The organism is Roseateles sp., from assembly GCF_039595595.1.
In the GTDB taxonomy this organism is placed as follows: Bacteria; Pseudomonadota; Gammaproteobacteria; order Burkholderiales; family Burkholderiaceae_C; genus Roseateles.
Map to the genome: position 1 here is coordinate 1 of NZ_JBCNLG010000048.1, position 20,656 is coordinate 20,656.

Consider the following 20,656-nt stretch of genomic DNA (forward strand, 5'->3'; position numbering starts at 1 on the left):
TCTCCATCGAGGCCTTGTCGGATTCGACGGTGATCAGGCTCTGCTCGGTCTTCACCGTGTCGCCGACCTTGACCAGCACCTCGATCACCGCGACCTCGTCGAAGTCGCCGATGTCCGGCACGACGATGTCGACCGGACCGGCCGATGCGGCCGGGGCGGCTGCGGCCGCGGGGGCTGGAGCGGGCGCGGCCTGCGGCGCCGGGGCGGCGGCCGCGGGAGCCGGCGCAGAAGCCGGCACGGCAGCGGCCGGCGCGGGGGCCGCGGCGGCATCGCTTTCCAGCACGACGATCAGGTCGCCTTCGTTCAGCTTGTCGCCGAGCTTGACCTTCACTTCCTTGACGACGCCCGCCGCCGAGGACGGGATCTCCATCGAAGCCTTGTCGGACTCGACCGTGACCAGGCTTTGCTCAGCCTTCACCGTGTCGCCGGGCTTGACCAGCAGCTCGATGATCGCGACGTCCTTGAAGTCCCCGATGTCGGGAACCTTGACTTCCACCAATGCCATATTGGGTGTCTCCAGAAATTGACTGAACCGGCTGGCTTACCCAGCGGAGCCCACGGAACTGGCTTCGCCAGGCCGTCGGGCTCGCCCCCTTGAGGGGGCCGGCGAAGCCGGTAGGGGGTGGGCCGTGCTCACGCGTACAGCGGGTTGATCTTGTCGACGTTGATGCCGTACTTCTTGATGGCCTCGGCGACCTTGGCCTGCGGGATCTTGCCTTCGTCGGCCAGGCTCTTGAGCGCGGCCACGACGATGTAGTGGCGGTTGATCTCGAAGTGCTCGCGCAGCTTGGAGCGGAAATCGCTGCGGCCGAAACCGTCGGTACCGAGCACCTTGTACGAGCGGCCGGCCGGGATGAAGGCGCGGATCTGCTCGGCGTAGTTCTTCATGTAGTCGGTCGACGCGATCACCGGGCCCTGCACCTTGCTCAGCTGCTGCGTCACGAACGGCACGCAGGCCAGCTCGGTCGGGTGCAGCAGGTTCCAGCGCTCGGCGTTCTGTCCGTCGCGGGCCAGCTCGTTGAAGCTGGGGCAGGACCAGACGTTCGCGCCCACGCCCCAGTCGGCTTCGAGCAGCTTCTTGGCGGCCTGGCTTTCGCGCAGGATGGTGCCCGAGCCGAGCAGGTTCACCGTCAGCGGGTGGGCCGCGGCGTCCTCCAGCAGGTACATGCCCTTGAGGATCTGCTCCTCGGTGCCGGCCTTCAGGCCGGGCATCGGGTAGTTCTCGTTGAGCAGCGTCAGGTAGAAGTAGACGTTCTCCTGGTTCTCGACCATGCGCTTCAGGCCCGAGTGCAGGATCACCGCCACCTCGTGCGCGAAGGTCGGGTCGTAGCTGATGCAGTTCGGAATGGTGCCGGCCAGGATGTGGCTGTGGCCGTCCTCGTGCTGCAGGCCTTCGCCGTTCAGCGTCGTGCGGCCCGAGGTGCCGCCCAGCAGGAAGCCGCGCGCCTGCATGTCGCCGGCGGCCCAGGCCAGGTCGCCGATGCGCTGGAAGCCGAACATCGAGTAGTAGACGTAGAACGGGATCATCACGCGGTTGTTCGTCGAGTACGACGTCGCCGCGGCGATCCAGCTGGCCATGCCGCCCGCCTCGTTGATGCCTTCCTGCAGGATCTGGCCGGCCTTGTCCTCGCGGTAGTACATGACCTGGTCCTTGTCGACCGGCGTGTAGTTCTGACCCGCGGGGTTGTAGATGCCGATCTGGCGGAACAGGCCTTCCATGCCGAAGGTGCGCGCCTCGTCGACCAGGATGGGCACGGTGCGCGGGCCCAGTTCCTTGTCGCGCAGCAGCGTGGTCAGGAAGCGGACGTAGGCCTGGGTGGTCGAGATCTCGCGGCCCTCGGCGGTCGGGTCCAGCACAGCCTGGAAGGTGGCCAGGTCCGGCACCTTCAGCGACTCGTCGGCCTGCGGGCGGCGCTTGGGCAGGTAGCCGCCCAGCGCCTGACGACGCTGCTGCAGGTACTGCATCTCGGGGGTGTCGTCGGCCGGCTTGTAGAACGGGATCTTCGCCAGCTCGCTGTCCGGGATGGGAATGTTGAAGCGGTCGCGGAAGGCCTTGATGTCCTCGTCCTGCAGCTTCTTGGTCTGGTGCGCGGTGTTCTTGCCCTCGCCGATCTTGCCCATGCCGTAGCCCTTGACGGTCTTGATCAGCATGACGGTCGGCTGGCCGACGGTGTTCACCGCCTTGTGGTACGCCGCGTAGACCTTCTGCGGGTCGTGGCCGCCGCGGTTCAGGCGCCAGATGTCCTCGTCGGACATGCTCTCCACCATCTTCAGCAGTTCGGGGTGCTTGCCGAAGAAATGCTTGCGCACGAACGCGCCGTCATTGGCCTTGTAGGCCTGGTAGTCGCCGTCCAGCGTCTCCATCATGACCTTGCGCAGCAACTCCTGCTTGTCGCGCGCGAGCAGCGGATCCCAGTACGAGCCCCAGATCAGCTTGATCACGTTCCAGCCGGCGCCGCGGAATTCGCTCTCCAGCTCCTGGATGATCTTGCCGTTGCCGCGCACCGGGCCGTCCAGCCGCTGCAGGTTGCAGTTGACGACGAAGATCAGGTTGTCCAGCTTCTCGCGCGCGGCCAGGCCGATGGCGCCCAGCGATTCGGGCTCGTCCATCTCGCCGTCGCCCAGGAAGACCCAGACCTTGCGCTTGGAGGTGTCGGCGATGCCGCGGGCGTGCAGGTACTTCAGGAAGCGCGCCTGGTAGATCGCCATCAGCGGACCCAGGCCCATGGACACCGTCGGGAACTGCCAGAACTCCGGCATCAGCTTCGGGTGCGGGTAGCTCGACAGGCCCTTGCCGTCGACTTCCTGGCGGAAGTTGTTCAGCTGCTCCTCGGTGATGCGGCCTTCCAGGAAGGCGCGGGCGTAGATGCCGGGCGCGCTGTGGCCCTGGATGTACAGCAGGTCGCCGCCGTGCACGCCATCGTCACCGTGCCAGAAGTGGTTGAACCCGCAGCCCAGCATCGTCGCCAGCGAGGCGAAGCTGGAGATGTGGCCGCCCAGGTCGCCACCGTCCTCCGGATGCAGGCGGTTGGCGCGCACCACCATCGCCATCGCGTTCCAGCGCATGAAGGCGCGCAGGCGCTCCTCGATCTCGATGTTGCCGGGGAAGCGCTCTTCCTTGTCGGCGGGGATGGTGTTGACGTAGGCCGTGTTGGCCGAGAACGGCACGTCGATGCCGGCCTGGCGGGCGTGGTCGATCAGGGTCTCGAGCAGGAAGTGGGCGCGCTCGCCCCCTTCCTCGCCGATGACGGCGGACAGGGCGTCCAGCCATTCCCGGGTTTCGAGAGCGTCGGTGTCATTGGCGGCTGCGCCGAGGAACGACTGGGGCTGCGCGGACATGGGCTTGTCTCCTTGGTCTCAATCACGGCCTTCGGGCGTGGCGGCGGCCTGTGGCGCGGCGTCCGACGGGCCTTCGCGGCACCCGGGCCCAGGGGCCGAGCTTACGAAAACACCAGCGGCCGCGCATGCGTCGCCACCCTGCGGAAGGGCTATGGCGGCGGAGTGTCGCATAAGCCCTGGATTTTCCAAATAGCGCGATGCATTTCCATATTATGAAATATGGAGGCCGATTTTCGTGGCGATCCGTGACGGATGTCTTTCACGATGCGATCCGGGAATGCCCGGATCGGGAATAACCGGAGCGGTCACCGCCCGGGTGGCGCCGGTGTGCCCGGGATAATCGCGGCCATGTTGTCCCGCCTCGATGTCCAAGGCTTCGCGCGCCGTGCCCTGAATCCCGCCAAACGTCTGGTCTCGGCATGGTGGCGGCGCCAGTCCCCCTCGCGGCAGGACCGCTTCGCGACGCTGGGGCCGCTGCTGTCGGTGGTGCTGTTCCTGGCGGCGATCGTCTCGGCCTTCTGGTACCTGCGCAACGAGGAAATCGAGCGCGAGGCCGAGGCCGTCAAGCGCGACACCGAGATGGCGCAGCAGCAGATCCGCTCGCGCCTGATCGACAACGAGGACCAGCTCATCCCGCTGCAGCGCGACCTGGCCAACCGTGCGATCGACAACCTCGAGTTCACGCAGCGCGCGATGGCGATCGCGCGCAACCGGCCCGAGATCACCCACATCACCTGGCTGAACGCGCGCCGCGAGCGCCGCGTCAGCGTCGCCGCGATCGGCGAGCAGGCCGACTCGCTGATGACGCTTGAGGGCAGCGACCCGTCCATGCCCAACGGCCACGCCAACAGCGAGCCCGAGCGCGCCTTCCAGGCCGCCCGCGACCGGCGCACGCGGGTCTACTCGGCCTCCTTCGCCGACGCCAACAACACCACCGTCTTCCAGATCCAGCTGCCCCTGAGCGACCGCAGCGGCTTCGCCGGCGTGCTCATCGCGGAGTACGCGGTCGAGGGTCTGCTGCGCTATTCGGTGCCCAACGAGCTGACCTCGCGCCACGCGGTGGCGGTGCTCGATCCGCGCGAGCAGGTCGTGGCCAGCACCGTCACGCCAATGCCCGGCAAGCGCGTCACGCGCGCCCCGATCTACTACGAGGTGCCGATGGCGCCCGCCCCCGGCCTGGTGCTGCGCGGCCAGGGCTACCGGACCTCGATCGGGCTGATCTCCAACACGCTGTTCTGGATGGTGATGGCGCTGTCGGTGCTGACCGTCTGGATGCTGCTGGGCACCTGGAAGCACATGCGCCGGCGCGCGCAGGTGCAGAACGCGCTCGCCGCCGAGACCAACTTCCGGCGCGCGATGGAGAACTCCATGCTGACCGGCATGCGCGCGATGGACCTGGAGACGCGCATCAGCTACGTCAACCCGGCGTTCTGCGCGATGACCGGCTTCGCCGAGTCGGAGCTGATCGGCCGCAAGCCGCCCTTCCCCTACTGGCCGCCCGACCGCTACGAGGAGAACCTGCGCCTGCTGCAGCAGGAGATGCAGGGCCGCAGCCCGGCCGGCGGCTCCGAGGTCAAGGTGATGCGAAAGGACGGCAGCATCTTCGACGCCCGCATGTATGTCTCGCCGCTGATCGACCCGAAGGGCAAGCAGAGCGGCTGGATGACCTCGATGACCAACATCACCGAGGCCAAGCGCGTGCGCGACCAGCTGTCCGCGTCGCACGAGCGCTTCACCACGGTGCTGGAAGGCCTGGACGCGGCGGTGTCGGTGCTGTCGGTGCAGCAGGGCGAGCTGCTGTTCGCCAACCGCAGCTACCGGCTGTGGTTCGGCGCCGATCCCAAGGGGCACGCGATGCTGGCCGGCTCGCAGCTGGGCGGCGCGACCAGCGCGAAGGAGGCCGGCTACGCCGAAGGCTACGACAGCGACGAGGAGGTCGACGACTACGGCGGCCTGCCGGCGCAGCACCTCACCGAGGTCGGCGCCGATTCGCGCGAGGTCTTCATCGCGCAGCTGGACATGTGGTTCGATGTCCGCGCCCGCTACCTGCAGTGGACCGACGGCCGCCTGGCGCAGATGCTGATCGCCACCGACATCACCGCGCGCCGCCATGCCGAGGCCCAGCAGCAGCAGCAGGCCGAGAAGGCGCAGGTCACCAGCCGCCTGATCACGATGGGCGAGATGGCATCGAGCGTCGCGCACGAACTCAACCAGCCGCTGACCGCGATCACCAACTACTGCAACGGCATGGTGTCGCGCGTGCGCGGCGACAACATCCAGAAGGACGACCTGATCGTCGCGCTGGAGAAGACGGCCAAGCAGGCGCAGCGCGCGGGCCAGATCATTCATCGCATCCGCGCCTTCGTGAAGAAGAGCGAGCCGCAGCGCCAGCCGGCCTTCGCGGCCTCGATCGTGGAGGACGCGGTGGAACTCGCGGGCATCGAGCTGCGCCGGCGCAACGTGCAGATCCACACCTACGTCGCGCAGCGGCTGCCGGTGATGCGGGTCGATCCCATCCTGATCGAGCAGGTGCTGCTGAACCTGCTCAAGAACGCCGCCGAGGCCATCGACAACGCGGCGCTGCCCCCCTCGCGGCGCCACATCGAGCTGCGCGTCGTGCCCAAGCACACGGCGGAGCTGGGCGCCAACATCGAGTTCTCGGTGACCGACATGGGACCGGGTCTGCCGGTGGAGGTCATCGAGCGCATGTACGAGGCCTTCTTCTCCACGAAGGCCGATGGATTGGGCATCGGCCTAGGGTTATGCCGGTCCATCATCGAGTCGCACCAGGGGCGTATCCGGGCCGAGAACCTCTACAATGGCCCGTCCATCGTCGGGTGCCGGTTCGCGTTCACGATCCCCGTGGACATTCCACGTCCGGAGTCCCATCTCGCCAGCCACGACAAGGGCGGCGACACGGGGACGGGCACTGCTCACAACACCGCAGCAACACCATGAGCTTGATTCCGAAGAAGGGTAATGTCTACGTCGTCGACGATGACGAGGCAGTCAGAGATTCCTTGCAGTGGCTGCTGGAAGGCAAGGACTACCGGGTCAAGTGCTACGACTCCGCCGAGAGCTTCCTGAGCCGCTACGACCCGCGCGAGGTGGCCTGCCTGATCGCCGACATCCGCATGGAAGGCATGAGCGGGCTGGACCTGCAGGACAAGCTGATCGAGCGCAAGAGCCCGCTGCCCATCGTCTTCATCACCGGTCACGGCGACGTGCCGATGGCGGTGCAGACGATGAAGAAGGGCGCGGTCGACTTCATCGAGAAGCCGTTCAAGGAAGAAGAGCTGCTGTCCCTGGTCGAGCGCATGCTGGACCAGGCGCGCGGCGCCTTCGCGACGCAGCAGGAAGCGGCCAGCCGCGATGCGCTGCTGTCACGCCTGACGACGCGCGAGGCCCAGGTGCTGGAGCGCATCGTCGCCGGCCGCCTGAACAAGCAGATCGCCGACGACCTCGGCATCAGCATCAAGACGGTGGAGGCGCACCGCGCCAACATCATGGAGAAGCTCAACGCCAACACCGTGGCCGATCTGCTGAAGATCGCGCTGGGCGCGTCGGCGCCGGCCGCCAAGGCTGGCTGATCTCTCCCCGCATGCCCCGAGGCCGCCCTGTGCGGCCTCTTTCATTTCTGAGTTCCGGAGTCCCCCCATGACCGCCCAACTGATCGACGGCAACGCCCTGTCCAAGCAACTGCGCGCCGAGGTCGCGAAGCGCGCCGCCGCGCTGACCGCGCGAGGCGTGAAGCCCGGCCTGGCCGTGGTGCTGGTCGGCGAGAACCCGGCGAGCCAGGTCTACGTGCGCAACAAGGTCAAGGCCTGCGAGGACGCCGGCATGCACTCGGTGCTGGAGAAGTACGCCGAGACGATGACCGAGGCGGAGCTGCTGGCGCGCGTGGACGCGCTGAACAACGATCCGGCGATCCACGGCATCCTGGTGCAGCTGCCACTGCCCAAGGGCATCGACGCGCACAAGGTGATCGAGGCGATCGCGCCGGAGAAGGACGTTGACGGCTTCCACGTGGCCAGCGCGGGTGCGCTGATGGTCGGCCAGGAGGGCTTCAAGCCCTGCACGCCGTACGGCTGCATGAAGATGCTGGAGTTCATCGGCTACGACATCAAGGGCAAGCACGCCGTGGTGATCGGGCGCAGCAACATCGTCGGCAAGCCGATGGCGATGCTGCTGCTGCAGGCCAATGCGACGGTGACGGTGTGCCACAGCGCGACGCCGGATCTGGCGCACTTCACGCGCCAGGCGGACATCGTCGTGGCCGCGGTGGGCAAGCGCAAGGTGCTGACGGCGGACATGGTCAAGCCGGGAGCGGTCGTGCTCGACGTGGGGATGAACCGCACCGAGGAAGGCAAGCTGTGCGGCGACGTGGATTTCGACGGCGTGAAGGAAGTGGCCGGCTGGATCACGCCGGTGCCGGGCGGCGTCGGACCGATGACGATCACGATGCTGCTGGTCAACACCATCGAATCGGCCGAGCGCGCCGCTGCGGCGCGCTGATCAGTTCGTATCCGCCTCGCGCAGCGTCTGCACGACCGGGCGCTGCAGCACGCCGCGCAGTGCCCACCAGCCGGCGAGTTGCGCCAGCACCGCGCCGCCGATGGTCGTGCCGATCAGCACGCCGGGCTTGAACTGCCATTCGAATTCGAACGCGTAATGCGTCAGCGCCCAGCCCAGCGCCTGCGCGGCCAGGCCCGCGAGCAGGCCCGCCAGCGCCCCCAGCCCGAGCAGTTCCGCCCGCTGCACCGCCGCCATCAGCGCGCTCGATGCGCCGAAAGCCCGCATCAGCGCGAACTCTCTCGTGCGCGCATCGCGTGACCCCACCGCCGCCACCAGCAGCACGACCACGCCCAGCGCCAGCGCCACCGCGAACAGCAGCTGCACGGCCATGATCACCTGCTCCAGCACCTGCTGGATCTGCTGCAGCTCGGCCGAGACATCGATCAGCGTCAGGTTCGGAAACTCGTTGACCAGCTTGCGATCGAGCGCCGCCGCCCCGCCCTGCCCTTGCGGCGAGCGGTAGGCCGAGATGTAGCTCACCGGCAACTCCGGCATCGCCGCGCGCGGGTACAGCACGAAGAAGTTGACCCGCATCGAGCCCCAGTCGACCTTGCGCAGCGAGGTGATCTTCGATTCCACCATCACCCCCGCGATGTCGAAGCGCACCGAGTCGCCGAGCTTGAGCCCCAGTTGCTGCGCGAGCCCCTGTTCGACGCTGACGCCGTCCTTGTCCTCCGGCGTCCACTTGCCGCCCGCGAGCTGGTTGTGCGATGGAAGTTCGGCGCTGTGGCTGAGGTTGAACTCGCGCTCCACCAGGCGCTGCGCGCGCTCCTCGGTGAAGCGGCTGGCGCGCACGGCCTCGCCGTTGATCGCCACCAGGCGGCCGCGGATCATCGGATACCAGTCGTAGTCCTTGACCCCCGCCTTCTCCAGGGCGGCACGGAAGCCCTCGCCCTGCTCCGGCTGGATGTTGATGACGAAGCGATCCGGCGCGTTGGCGGGCGTCGCGGCGCGCCAGCTCTCGATCAGGTCGGTGCGCATCAGCACCAGCAGCGCCAGCGCCAGCAGCCCCAGCGACAGCGAGCCCACCTGCAGCACCGCGAAGGCCGGACGCGCGGCGACCTGGCGGGTCGCGAGCAGCAGCCAGCGCGGCGCGCCGGCCTGCGGCACCAGGCGCCGCAGCGCGAGCACCGCGCCATACGCCAGCAGCGCGAACACACCCAGCGCGACCGCGAACCCTCCAGTGGCCACCAGGCCCAAGCGCCAGTCCGCGGACAGCGCCGTCAGCACCGCCGCGAAACCCAGCACCCCGGCCAACAGCACCGCGATCGAGCCCAGCTTGGGCCGGCCCAGTTCACGCCGGATCACCCGCAGCGGCGGCACCGCCGCGAGCTGCAACACCGGCGGCAGCCCGAAGCCCAGCAGCAGGCTCATGCCCATGCCCAGTCCGAGCAGGACCGGCCAGACGCCGGGCGCCGGCAGGTTGACCTCGATCAGCCCCGCCAGCATCGCGATGAAACCGAAATGCAGCAGGAACCCCAGCAGCACGCCGGCCGCGCTCGCGAGCAGGCCGACGGTGGCGAACTCCAGCGTGAACACCCAGGCCAGGCGCCGCTGCGGCTGGCCAAGCACGCGCAGCATCGCGCAGTCATCCAGATGACGGTTCGCGAACTCCCGCGCCGCCAGCGCCACCGCGATCGCCGCCAGCAGCGCGGCCAGCAGCGCCACCAGGTTCAGGAACTTGGTCGCGCGGTCCAGCGTCTGGCGCATCTCGGGGCGGCCGGTCTCGAGCGACTCGAGCCGCACGCCGCGCCAGTTCGCGTCCTTCATCTGCTGCCGGGCCCGCGCGTTGAACTGCTGCACCGCCGCCTCCGGCCCGATCACCGCGAAGCGGTAGGTGATGCGGCTGGCCGGCTGGATCAGCGCCGTGGCGGCGATGTCGGATTGCGCGAGCATCACGCGCGGCGCGAAGTTCAGGAAGCCGGCGCCGCGGTCGGGCTCGTTCGAGATCTCGCCGGCGATCTTCAGCGTCGCGTCGCCCAGCAGCAGCGGATCGCCGACCTTGAGCCCGAGCGCGCTGAGCACGCCCGTGTCCACCCACACCGTGCCCGGCGCCGGCGCGGCGACCTGGCGGCCGTCCTTGAGCGTCAGCGCGCCGCGCAGCGGGTATTCCGCGCCAACCGCCTTGACGGCGACCAATCGGCTGCCGCCGCCCTGATCCTCGCTGGCGCGCGCCATGCTCGGGAAGTTCAGCGTGTCGACGTTGCGCAGGTGCAGCTGGCGGGCGAGTTCACGCACGGGTGCCGGGGTCGGCTGGTCGCTGGCGACCACCGCGTCACCGCCCAGCAGTTGGGCCGCGTCGCGCCGCAGCCCTTGATCGAGGCGGTCGGACAGGAAGGCCACCGCGCACACGGCGGCGACCGCCAGCATCAAGGCCAGCACCAGCAGGTGGAGCTCGCCGGCGCGGAAGTCGCGCCAGGTCTGCAGCGCCATCTGCCGCCACAGCGACGGCGGACGGCGCGAGGAGGGAGAGCTGGAAGGAGCCGGAGACGAGGCCGCCGGGCTGCTCGGCGGCGGAACAGACGAGGAGGACGGGGAAGACGGGTGCGCGCTCATGCGCGGACTGTAGCGAACCGCATGCCCGCGCGCTGATGACGGGATGTGCTCATGCAATTGGCTTGAACAGTCCGTGCAACCGGTTTAGACGATGCGGGAAGTCATCGGGCGTTCAATGGCCGCCATGAACACGCATTTCCCTCCCCTGTTCGTGTCGCACGGCTCGCCAATGATCGCGCTGGAGCCCGGCGACACCGGCGCCTTCCTGCAGCGGCTGGGCCGGACGCTGGACGCCCACTGGGGCCGGCCGCGGGCCGTGCTGGCGGTGTCCGCGCACACGACGGCGCGCGAGCCGGTGCTGCTGGGCGCCGACCGCCACCAGGCGGTGTACGACTTCGGCGGCTTCCCGCCGCCGCTGTACCAGCTGCGCTACGACGCCCCCGGCGAACCCGCGCTGGCGGCGGCGCTCGGCGAATCGCTGGGCGTGCCCGTGCTCGATCATGGTGGACTGGATCACGGCATCTGGACCGCGCTGCGCTTCCTGTACCCGGATGCCAGCGTGCCGGTCGTGCCGCTGGCGCTGACGCCGCAAGCCTCGCCCGGCCAGTTGATGGCGCTGGGGGACCGGCTGGAGGATCTGTCGCGCGATGGCGTGCTGATCCTCGGCACGGGAAGCATCACCCACAACCTGCGCCTGCTGATGCGCCCCGGCGCCTCGGGCGCCCGTGTCGCCGAGGACTCGCCGGAGATGCCCGAATCAGCGGCCTTCCGCGACTGGTTCGCGCAGCGCTCGGCCGAGCGCGACTGGGCCGCGCTCGCGGCCTATCGCGCGCGGGCGCCGCATGCGGTGCTGATGCACCCGACCGACGAGCATCTGCTGCCGTGGTTCGTCGCCGCCGGCGCGGGCGGTCATGCCGCGGCGCCAGTGCGCGTGCACGACGGCGTCACCTTTGGCTGTCTGGGCATGGACGCGTACGCGTTCGGGCCGCAGGGGCAGGCGCTGCAACAGGCGCTGCAACAGGAGATGCCCCAAGCGATGCCACAAGCGCAGTGAAGGACGCCGGATGGCCAGGCGGTGCTCAGCCGCCCGCCAGGAGGCCGCCCGCCAAGGGGTCGCCCGCGGGGCGGCCGCTCACAGGAAGATCGCGGCCAGGATCCCCAGGATCAGCGCCCACTTGACGACGTAGTAGCCGGTGCGCGATCTCGCCTTGAACGCCTTGAAGAACAGGCGCACCTTGTATGCGTGATAGAAGAACTTGTTGAGCCCGCCAATGGGCTCGCTCTCCAGGTTCTGTGTCGCGGCCGAGGTCATCACCAGCTTGCCGAAGGCCCGGTTCAGCCAGCGGATCGGCGCGAAATACACCGGCCGCTCGACGTCGCAGAACAGGATCACGCGCTGATGCGTCGTGGTGTTCTCGGCGTAGTGGATGAAGGTCTCGTCGAACATCACGTCCTCGCCGTCCTTCCAGTGGTAGCGCTGGCCGTCGACCTCGATGTAGCAGCCCGGATCGTTGGGCGTGGTCAGGCCGAGGTGGTAGCGCAGCGAGCCCGCGTACGGATCGCGGTGGCGTACCAGCTTCGCGCCGGGCGGCAGCGACGCGAACATCGCCGCCTTCACGCCCGGAATGCGCTTGAGCAGCTCCACCGTCTGGGGGCACAGCGCGTTGGCCGAGTCCATGTCCCGGTCGTACCACTTCAAGTAGAAGCGCTTCCAGCCGGTGCGGAAGAACGAGTTGAAGCCGATGTCGTTGTAGCCCGAGGCGGCCTTGATGTAGCCCTCGTCGTTGAGCTTGAGGGCCTCGTCGCGGATCACCTGCCAGTTGTCGCGCAGCAGCGCCAGCTCGGGGAAGTCGGCGGTTTTCAGATAGGGCGTGGACGGGGCGCGGGAGAACAGGTACATGACCGCGTTGATCGGCGAGATCAGCACGGTGAAGTCGGTCAGGGCACGGGCCAGCTTGAAGCGGACGCGGCCGCGGAAATGGGCATACAGCGCCGAGGCGATGAAGATCGCCAGCACCCAGTAACGCGTGGGCGGCAGCCAATCGGCCATGTGCGGGGCTCCAGAAGACGAGGCGCGGATTATCGGTGATCGAACACGCGCGACACCGCCCAGATCGCCAAGCCCCCCACGCGAGGGCGACATCCACCCATCCGGTGGAGATCCAGCCGAATCCCGCCGCGGTGACGGGGGTTTCTGCGGCCGGAATCAGGATTCTGGAGCGGGCGAAGGGAGTCGAACCCTCGTCATTGGCTTGGGAAGCCAAGGTAATAGCCGTTATACGACGCCCGCAATGGGAGCGGATTATGGCTCAAGCGAAGGCGGCGCCGGACCAGTCCGTCAGCACGTGCGCGTGGCGGCCAGTTGGACGAGCAGATGCTGGAACCGCTGAACCCCCGCGAGCTGGCTTCGCACTCGCCCCACTCGTTCTGCGGGAGTTTCCATGCCGATTTCCAGGCTGTTCACCAGTTGCTTCCCCTCTCTGTTTCAAAGCCGGCGCGTCCTGGCTCCCGACAGCGCCGAAGCCCGCAGGGGCAACTTCATCTCCGCACTGCTGAACCGCTGGTTCCACCGATCGCGGAGCCCCTCCTGGGGGATTCGCGGCGCACGCCGTGAGTTGCCCGATGTCCAGCGATTCCTGAAGGCACAGAACGCAAGACAAATGACCCAAGTGCTTAAGGAACTGCGCTCGGGGAAGAAGACGTCCCACTGGATGTGGTTCGTCTTTCCGCAGCCGCCCGGGCTCGGCGTCAGCAAGACCTCGAAGCACGACGCCATCCAGTCGCTGGACCACGCCCGGGACTTCCTGCGCGACCCCGGGCTCAGGCACAACCTCATCCAATGCCTGGAGGCGCTGCTGCTGCCGTCCAATGCCGATCGCTCGGCGAACGACATCTTCGGAGACGTCGACGCGCAGAAGCTGCACGCCTGCGTGACGCTGTTTCGCGGGGCCGCCGGGAGCGACGTTGAGTTGCGGAAGAAGCTCGACCAGGTGCAACAGCGCTTCTTCAAAGGCGAGGCCCATTCATGGACCGAGCAATGCGTGGACGGTTGGCGCCGCGCGCGCTTGGGCATGCCCCGCGGGTGATCACCGTCACCGCTGACCAGCGATGGCGGCGCGCGACCGTGACGGACGTCCCATCGGGCGCGCTCGGATAAGGTCGGGTCTCCATCACTCGCCGTTCTGGCGTCAGGAGTCCGTTCATGCCTCTGGTCCAAGTCCATCTGCGCGCCGGCAAGGACGCGCCCTATCGTCAGGCGCTGCTCGACGGCATCTACCGCGCCATGCGCGAGACCTTCAACGTGCCCGAGGGCGACGAGTTCATGACGCTGACCGAGCACGACGCCGCCAACTTCCGCAACGGCGGCTCCTACCTCGGCATCCCGCGCAGCGACGACCTGGTGATCATCCGCATCACCGCCAACAACACCCGCTCGCTGGAGCAGAAGAAGGCGCTGTATGCGGCCATCACGAAGACGCTCGGCGAGCATCCGGGCGTGCGGCCCGAGGACGTTTTCGTCAGCCTGGTCGAGGTGCCCAAGGAGAACTGGTCGATGGGACTGGGCCAGGCGCCCTACGCCTGAGCGCGCGGCCGCTGCTCTCGGCGATGGGGGTCAGTGGCCGACGGCCATCGGCGCCGCGCCGGGCGCGCGCCGGGGCAGCGGGAAACGGCGGTCGAGGCGGCCGGCCAGCGCGGTGAGCGCGAAGGCGCCAAGCACCACGATCGCGCCGATCCAGGGCGTGTGCATCAGGCCCAGGCGCTCGACGATCAGCCCGCCGCCCCAGGCGCCGCCGGCGATGCCCAGGTTGAACGCGGCGATGTTCAGGCCCGAGGCCACATCGACGGCCTTGGGCGCATGGGCCTCGGCCTGCTGGACGACGTAGAGCTGCAGCCCCGGCACGTTGCCGAAGGCGAAGGCGCCCCAGGCGAGCACCGTCAGCACCGCGGCGGCCGGGGAATGGGCGGTGACGCTCAGCACGAAGAGCACGGCGGCCAGGCCCAGGAAGATGCGCTTGAGCGCGCCGACGGGGCCGCGGCGGTCGGCGAGCTTTCCGCCCCACACGTTGCCGGCGGCGACCGAGACGCCGTAGACCAGCAGCACCAAGCTGACGCCATTGGCGGAGATGCCGCTGACCTGCTGGAGGATGGGCGCGAGGTAGGTGAAGGCGATGAACGAGCCGCCATAGCCCACCGCCGTCATCGCGTAGACCAGCAGCAGGCGCGGCTGGCGCAGCGGCTCGAGCTGGTGGCGCAGGCTCGCCGGCGCAGGCTGGGCGAGCTTGCGCGGCACGAAGACCAGGCTGGCGACAAAGGCGATCAGGCCCAGCGCGGCGACGGCGAGGAAGGTCGCGCGCCAGCCGAAGTGCTGGCCGACGAAGGTGCCCAGCGGCACACCGGTCACGAGCGCGACGGTCAGGCCGGAGAACATCGTGGCGATCGCGGACGCGGCCTTCTCGCGCGGGACCAGGCTGGTGGCGATGGTCGAGCCGATAGAGAAGAACACGCCATGCGCCAGGCCGGTCAGCACGCGCGCGACGACCAGCGCGCCATAACCCGGGGCGAGCCACGCGAGCAGATTGCCGGCGGTGAACAGCAGCATCAGCGCGAGCAGCAACCGCTTGCGCGGCCAGCGGCCGGAGAGCGCGGTCAGCACCGGCGCGCCGATGGCCACGCCCAGCGCATACAGCGAGACCAGCAGGCCCGCGGACGGCAGGCTGACGCCGAGGCTGGCGGCCATGGTCGGGATCAGGCCCACGATGACGAATTCCGTGGTCCCGATGGCGAAGGCGCTGACGGTCAGCGCCCACAGGGCGATCGGCATGTTGAGGCTCCTGAAAGCAGAGGGAGGTGAACGAATGGCCGCCAGTGTGCGGATTCGCCGCTTTCAGAAAAAGCCTTGATTGACCAAATGATTATTGAACAAAACGCAAATATCTAGACAATCATCGCCGATGAAAAGCTCCCTCGATGAACTCGCCGTCCTCGCCGCCATCGTCGATGCGGGCTCGATCAGCGCGGCGGCCGACCAGCTCGGGCAGACCGTCTCGGCCGTCAGCCGCTCGCTGAGCCGCCTCGAACACAAGCTCGGCACGACGCTGATGCGCCGCTCCACGCGCCGGCTGGAACTCACCGAGGAGGGCCAGTTCTTCCTCGCCCGCGCACGCAAGGTGCTCGCCGCCGTCGAGGACGCCGAGGAGCAGCTCGCGCTGCGCCGCGACCAGCCCGCCGGACGGCTGCGCGTGAACGCGGCCTCGCCGTTCATGCTCCACGTGCTGGTGCCGCTGATCGGCGGCTTCCGCGCACGCTTTCCACAGATAGAGCTCGAGCTCAACAGCAGCGACCAGATCATCGATCTGCTGGAGCAGCGCACCGACGTCGCGCTGCGCATCGGCACGCTGGCCGATTCCTCGCTGCACGCACGGCCGCTGGGCAGCTTCCGGCTGCGCGTGCTGGCCAGCCCCGCTTATCTCGCCGAGCACGGCCGGCCCACGAAGGTCGAGTCGCTCGCCCGGCACGCGCTGCTCGGCTTCACCGCGCCGGAGAGCCTGAACACCTGGCCCCTGCGCTGGGCCGGCGGCGAGGGCTATCCCATCACCGCCGCGCTCAGCGCCTCCAGCGGCGAGACGCTGCGCCAGCTCGCGCTGGCCGGCCAGGGGCTCGTCTCGCTGTCCGACTTCATGACGGCGCGCGATCGCGCGGACGGCGCGCTGGTGCAGGTGCTCGCGTCCCACACCGTCGATACGCGCCAGCCGGTCCACGCGGTCTACTACCGCAACACCGCGCTGGCCTCGCGCATCAGTTGCTTCCTGGACTACCTGGCCGCCGAGATGGCGAAGCTCGCCGCCTGAGCCGCCTGAGCCGCGGGAGCCATGAAACGCCGCTGCAATTTTCTGTTTGAGTCGTGCACAAACGCCAGGCGGACGCACTAGGGGGCCGTCCGAACAACACGGTACCCGACATGCCGCTCCATCCCTCTCCCTTCACCGCCTGGCGCCCGGCGTTCCGGGCCGCCCTCCTGGCCGCGCTCGGCGCGCCGCTGCTGGGCACGGCCACCGCCGCCACCATCACGCCCAGCTGGGAAACCCTCAACGCCGCCCAGCCGCGCGGCGCCGCCGTCATCGCCTGGGACATCTGGTGGGGCAGCGGCAGCTACGACAAGGCCTGCTATCAGCTCGCCAACCAGCCTCTGGGCTGCGTCGCCCGCACGGGCACGACGGCCTCGCCGCTCGCCCTCGACGCCAATGGGAACGGACTGGGCTCCACCCCCGGCCAAGCCACCAAGGGGCTGTTCAGGATTCCCGCGGCCAAGACCCCGTCATCCGACAGCGCGCCCGTCACGCTCTCGCTCTATGGCGCCAGCGGCAGCCTGGTGGAGAGCAAATCCTTCACGATGACGTTCACGACGCCGGCGCCGGCCTCCCCGGCACCGCAGACGCCTCAGACGCCTGCGCCCGTCTCTGCCAGCCCGGACATCATTCCGGACTGGAACACGCTGAATGCAGCCCAGCCACGCCGCGCCGCCACGATCGCCTGGGACATCTGGTGGGGCAGCGCGGACGCCAGCAAGGCCTGCTACCGCATCGCCAACCAGGACGCGGGCTGCGTCCCGCGCACCGGCGCCACGGCGTCGCCGCTCGCGCTCGATGCCGCCGGCAACGGACTCGCGGTCATCGCCGGCCAGGCCAGCAAGGGCCTGTTCCGCCTCCCTGAGAAGCTGCTCCCCGCAGCCTCCAGCGCGACCGCCTCCGTCACGCTCTACAACGCCGCCAACGCGGCCGTGGCCAGCAAGACGTTCACGATCAAGTTCGAATCATCGCCAGCGAGCGCCGGCACCATCGCCACGCCCACCCCGCCCGCCACGTCCTCCGTCTCCTCCGGCGGCGGCGCCTCGGGCTCGACGCCCTCAAGCAACAGCGGCGGCCATGCCGCCCCCAGCGGCAACGCGGGCGGCGCCAGCACGACCGCCTCCGGCCCGACGCTGACCGCGGCTGAACTGGCGGCCACCGAAGCGCGGCTCACCAGCTCGCCCGTGATCGCCTCGATCAAGCGCGCGATCGCGACCTTGCCCAACGACGCGGTGGAAGCCGTCGTGCCGGCGCGTGCGGCCAACCCCGCCAACGTCCGCCGCGTCGAGCGGCTGCTGACCAGCGCCAACTGGGACTACCTCTTCCCGCTGCGCGCCAAGGAGTACACCTACACCGGCTTCCTGCGCGCCATCGCCAAGTTCCCCGCCGTCTGCCGCGACTACAGCGACGGCCGCGATGCCGACGCCATCTGCCGCAAGACCATGGCCACGATGTTCGCGCACTTCGCGCAGGAGACCGGCGGCCACGAGTCCTGGCGGCCCGAGGCCGAATGGCGCCAGGCCCTGGTCTGGGTGCGCGAGATGGGTTGGAGCGAAGGCCAGCGCGGCGGCTACAACGCCGAATGCGCGCCCAGCACCTGGCAGGGAAAGACCTGGCCCTGCGGCCAGTTCGGCGACGGCACGTTCAAGAGCTATTTCGGCCGCGGCGCCAAGCAGCTCTCCTACAACTACAACTACGGCCCGTTCTCGATGGCCATGTACGGGTCGGTGCGCCCGTTGCTGGACAAGCCGGAGCTGGTCGCCGACACCTGGCTCAACCTGGCCAGCGCCGTGTTCTTCTACATGTACCCGCAGCCGCCCAAGCCGCCGATGATGTTCGTCGTCGACGGCACCTGGCAACCCAACGCGCGCGACCTGGCCAATGGCCTCAAGCCCGGCTTCGGCGTCACGACGCAGATCATCAACGGGGGCGTCGAATGCGGCGGCTCCGTCGAGGTGGCGCAATCCCTCAACCGCATCAGCTACTACAAGTCCTTCGCGTCCTACTTCGGCATCGCAGTCCCCGCCGACGAGGTGCTCGGCTGCAAGGGCATGAAGCAGTTCGACGAAGGCGGCGCCGGCGCGACGCCGATCTACTGGGAGCGTGACGACGGCTGGTACGCCGACCGCCCGGGCGGCAAGAGCTACGCCTGCAAGCTGGTGGGCTATCAGACGCCCCATTCGGCCCTGGTCGCCGGCGACTATGCCGCCTGCGTGAAGGCGCAGTTCCCGGACGTCAGCATCACCCGCTGATCACCCATTGAGGCCCGCCGATCACCCGCTGAGGCGGGCCTCACGGGGCGTCAAGCGGCCCTTGGAGAACACTCCGCGCGGGGCGTTCTTCCGGCCGCCCGCGTCATGCGGGCTCATCGATGCAGATCGGCGATGCACAGGTACTTGGTCTCGACGTACTCGTCGATGCCCTGATGCCCGCCCTCGCGGCCCAGGCCCGACTGCTTGACGCCGCCGAACGGCACCTCCGCCGTCGAGATCAGCCCCGTGTTGATGCCCACCATGCCGTACTCCAGCCCTTCCGACACCCGCGTGATCCGCCCGATGTCGCGGCTGTAGAAGTAGCTCGCCAGACCGAACTCGGTCGCGTTGGCCAGCGCGATGCCCTCGGCCTCCGTGTTGAAGCGAAACACCGGCGCGACCGGGCCGAAGGTCTCCTCGCGCGCGCACAGCATCTCGGACGTCGCCTCCGACAGCACCGTCGGCTGGAAGAAGCGGTCATGCAGCCGCGCGCCGCCCACCAGCACCTTCGCGCCCTTCTCGACCGCGTCGGCGACATGGCGCTCGACCTTCTCGATCGCCGCATCCTCGATCAGCGGCCCCTGCGTCACGCCGGCCTCGAAGCCGTTGCCCACCTTCAGCGCGCCCACCTTCTCCGACAGCTTCGCCACGAAGGCGTCGTACACGCCCGCCTGCACGTAGAGCCGGTTCGCGCACACGCAGGTCTGGCCGGCGTTGCGGTACTTGCTGGCGATGGCGCCCTCGACCGCGCTGTCCAGATCGGCGTCGTCGAACACCAGGAACGGCGCGTTGCCGCCCAGCTCCAGCGACAGCTTCTTGATCGTCGGCGCGCACTGCGCCATCAGGATCCGGCCGACCTCGGTCGAGCCGGTGAACGACAGGTGCCTCACCACGTCGCTCTTGCACAGCACCTCGCCGATGGCGACCGAGCGCTCGCCGTCGCCGGTGACCACGTTGAGCACCCCCGCCGGCATGCCGGCGCGCTGCGCCAACTCCGCCGCGGCCAGCGCGGTCAGCGGCGTCTGCTCGGCCGGCTTGATCACCACCGGGCAGCCGGCCGCCAGCGCCGGCGCGACCTTGCGCGTGATCATCGCGAGCGGGAAATTCCACGGCGTGATGGCCGCGCACACGCCCACCGGCTGCTTGATCACCAGGTAGCGCTTGGTCGCGTCGGTGGTGGGCACCGTCTCGCCGCGCAGGCGCTTGGCCTCCTCGGCGAACCACTCCACGAAGCTCGCCCCGTAGACGATCTCGCCGCGCGCCTCGGCCAGCGGCTTGCCCTGCTCCGCCGTCAAGATGCGCGCCAGGTCGTCGGCGTGCTGGATCAGCAGGTGGTACCAGCGCATCAGGATCGCGGCCCGCTCCTTGGCGGTCTTCGCCCGCCAGGCCGGCCAGGCGGCGTTGGCGGCCGTCACCGCCGCGTCGGCTTCGGACGCGCCCAGGTTGGCCACGTGCGTCAGCAGCGCGCCGGTGGCCGGATCGTCGACGTCGAAACGGCTCGCGCCGCCGACCCATTCGCCATTGATCAGCGCGTCGGTCTTGAGCAGGCTCGGGTCCTTGAGCTGCGCCAGCGGGGAGGTCTTCGTGTCCATCGTCGCCATGTTCCGTGCTCCGTGTCTCTGTCCGGGGAAGGCCGGCATCCTAGCCGCGCCGTCCCGGCCGCCATGTCAACGCCGCGTCAACGGGCTCGGCTCCCTATAATCGAAAGCTTCGCGAAATCAAGCGCTTGGCCCCGGCTCTGCGGCAAAGCGCGCGCCCGCGCAGACACAAACTGATTCACAAACGGATTCATGTCGCAGCATCGTCTGCGCCACACCGCACCGCCAGGCCCATCAAGCAAAGGACAGGCATGAAAGCCGCTGAGATCCGCAACACCTTCCTGAAGTTCTTCGAGTCCAAGGGCCACCAGATCGTCGCATCGAGCCCGGTCGTGCCCGGCGACGACCCGACGCTGCTGTTCACCAACGCCGGGATGAACCAGTTCAAGGACGTGTTCCTGGGCTTCGACAAGCGCTCGTACTCCCGCGCCACGACCGCGCAGAAGTGCATCCGCGCCGGCGGCAAGCACAACGACCTGGACAACGTCGGCTACACCGCGCGCCACCACACCTTCTTCGAGATGCTGGGCAACTTCAGCTTCGGCGACTA

15 protein-coding genes and 1 tRNA gene are annotated in these 20,656 nt (G+C 68.8%); 9 read left to right on the forward strand and 7 right to left on the reverse strand.

The genetic code is table 11. The features are described 5' to 3' along the window. The coding region (locus tag ABDW61_RS25625; protein ID WP_343642843.1) for a biotin/lipoyl-containing protein at window positions 1–505 on the reverse strand (505 nt) is incomplete at its 3' end. 128 nt (window positions 506–633) lie between these two features. Then, entirely contained in the window at window positions 634–3,339 is a 2,706-nt protein-coding gene (gene aceE / locus ABDW61_RS25630; protein WP_343642844.1) for a pyruvate dehydrogenase (acetyl-transferring), homodimeric type, read from the reverse strand. Window positions 3,340–3,687: 348 nt separating this feature from the next. Here aceE and ABDW61_RS25635 point away from each other — a divergent pair, with 348 nt between their 5' ends. The 3 genes from ABDW61_RS25635 to folD all read left to right on the forward strand — a co-directional run bounded on the left by ABDW61_RS25635 (window position 3,688) and on the right by folD (window position 7,854). Next, complete coding sequence (locus ABDW61_RS25635) at window positions 3,688–6,297, forward strand: PAS domain S-box protein (RefSeq protein WP_343642845.1); 2,610 nt, start codon at window positions 3,688–3,690, stop codon at window positions 6,295–6,297. Next, window positions 6,294–6,929: a response regulator transcription factor gene (locus ABDW61_RS25640; protein WP_343642846.1), complete on the forward strand. Its 636-nt coding sequence runs from the start codon at window positions 6,294–6,296 to the stop codon at window positions 6,927–6,929. The genes ABDW61_RS25635 and ABDW61_RS25640 overlap by 4 nt, the downstream gene beginning before the upstream one ends. A 67-nt stretch (window positions 6,930–6,996) precedes the next feature. Continuing rightward, window positions 6,997–7,854, forward strand: coding sequence for a bifunctional methylenetetrahydrofolate dehydrogenase/methenyltetrahydrofolate cyclohydrolase FolD (gene folD / locus ABDW61_RS25645; RefSeq protein WP_343642848.1), 858 nt, complete (start codon window positions 6,997–6,999; stop codon window positions 7,852–7,854). Here the strand turns inward: folD and ABDW61_RS25650 are convergent, their stop codons facing one another. Then, window positions 7,855–10,347: an FtsX-like permease family protein gene (locus ABDW61_RS25650; protein ID WP_343642849.1), complete on the reverse strand. Its 2,493-nt coding sequence runs from the start codon at window positions 10,345–10,347 to the stop codon at window positions 7,855–7,857. A 247-nt stretch (window positions 10,348–10,594) separates the two neighbouring features. Between ABDW61_RS25650 and ABDW61_RS25655 the strand changes: the two genes are divergently transcribed. Further along, window positions 10,595–11,464, forward strand: coding sequence for a class III extradiol ring-cleavage dioxygenase (locus ABDW61_RS25655; protein ID WP_343642850.1), 870 nt, complete (start codon window positions 10,595–10,597; stop codon window positions 11,462–11,464). A 78-nt stretch (window positions 11,465–11,542) separates the two neighbouring features. Here ABDW61_RS25655 and ABDW61_RS25660 read toward each other — a convergent pair whose 3' ends face one another. Together ABDW61_RS25660 and ABDW61_RS25665 are read right to left on the reverse strand one after the other, a co-directional pair. After that, window positions 11,543–12,460: an aspartyl/asparaginyl beta-hydroxylase domain-containing protein gene (locus ABDW61_RS25660; RefSeq protein WP_343642851.1), complete on the reverse strand. Its 918-nt coding sequence runs from the start codon at window positions 12,458–12,460 to the stop codon at window positions 11,543–11,545. A 165-nt stretch (window positions 12,461–12,625) separates the two neighbouring features. Then, window positions 12,626–12,700: transfer RNA gene (locus ABDW61_RS25665), tRNA-Gly, on the reverse strand. Window positions 12,701–12,851: 151 nt separating this feature from the next. On the opposite strand from ABDW61_RS25665, the gene ABDW61_RS25670 reads away from it, so the two are divergent. Both ABDW61_RS25670 and ABDW61_RS25675 read left to right on the forward strand, forming a co-directional pair. Beyond that, entirely contained in the window at window positions 12,852–13,496 is a 645-nt protein-coding gene (locus ABDW61_RS25670) for a DUF1810 family protein (protein ID WP_343642852.1), read from the forward strand. Between the two features lie 116 nt (window positions 13,497–13,612). After that, window positions 13,613–13,993, forward strand: a complete 381-nt coding sequence (locus ABDW61_RS25675; RefSeq protein ID WP_343642853.1) for a tautomerase family protein — start codon at window positions 13,613–13,615, stop codon at window positions 13,991–13,993. A gap of 30 nt (window positions 13,994–14,023) precedes the next feature. Here the strand turns inward: ABDW61_RS25675 and ABDW61_RS25680 are convergent, their stop codons facing one another. Next, a complete protein-coding gene (locus tag ABDW61_RS25680) occupies window positions 14,024–15,232 on the reverse strand; it encodes an MFS transporter (protein WP_343642854.1) in 1,209 nt (402 codons plus the stop codon). A gap of 130 nt (window positions 15,233–15,362) precedes the next feature. Between ABDW61_RS25680 and ABDW61_RS25685 the strand changes: the two genes are divergently transcribed. Together ABDW61_RS25685 and ABDW61_RS25690 are read left to right on the forward strand one after the other, a co-directional pair. Beyond that, the gene (locus tag ABDW61_RS25685; RefSeq protein WP_343642855.1) at window positions 15,363–16,259 is read left to right on the forward strand and encodes a LysR substrate-binding domain-containing protein; all 897 of its coding nucleotides are present in this window, start codon (window positions 15,363–15,365) and stop codon (window positions 16,257–16,259) included. 110 nt (window positions 16,260–16,369) lie between these two features. After that, window positions 16,370–18,508, forward strand: coding sequence for a glycoside hydrolase family 19 protein (locus ABDW61_RS25690; protein ID WP_343642857.1), 2,139 nt, complete (start codon window positions 16,370–16,372; stop codon window positions 18,506–18,508). A 113-nt stretch (window positions 18,509–18,621) separates the two neighbouring features. On the opposite strand, the gene ABDW61_RS25695 is transcribed toward ABDW61_RS25690, so the two are convergent. After that, complete coding sequence (locus tag ABDW61_RS25695; protein ID WP_343642861.1) at window positions 18,622–20,100, reverse strand: NAD-dependent succinate-semialdehyde dehydrogenase; 1,479 nt, start codon at window positions 20,098–20,100, stop codon at window positions 18,622–18,624. 257 nt (window positions 20,101–20,357) lie between these two features. On the opposite strand from ABDW61_RS25695, the gene ABDW61_RS25700 reads away from it, so the two are divergent. Next, window positions 20,358–20,656 (forward strand): alanine--tRNA ligase-related protein (locus ABDW61_RS25700; protein WP_343642859.1); only part of this gene is annotated, 299 nt, incomplete at its 3' end.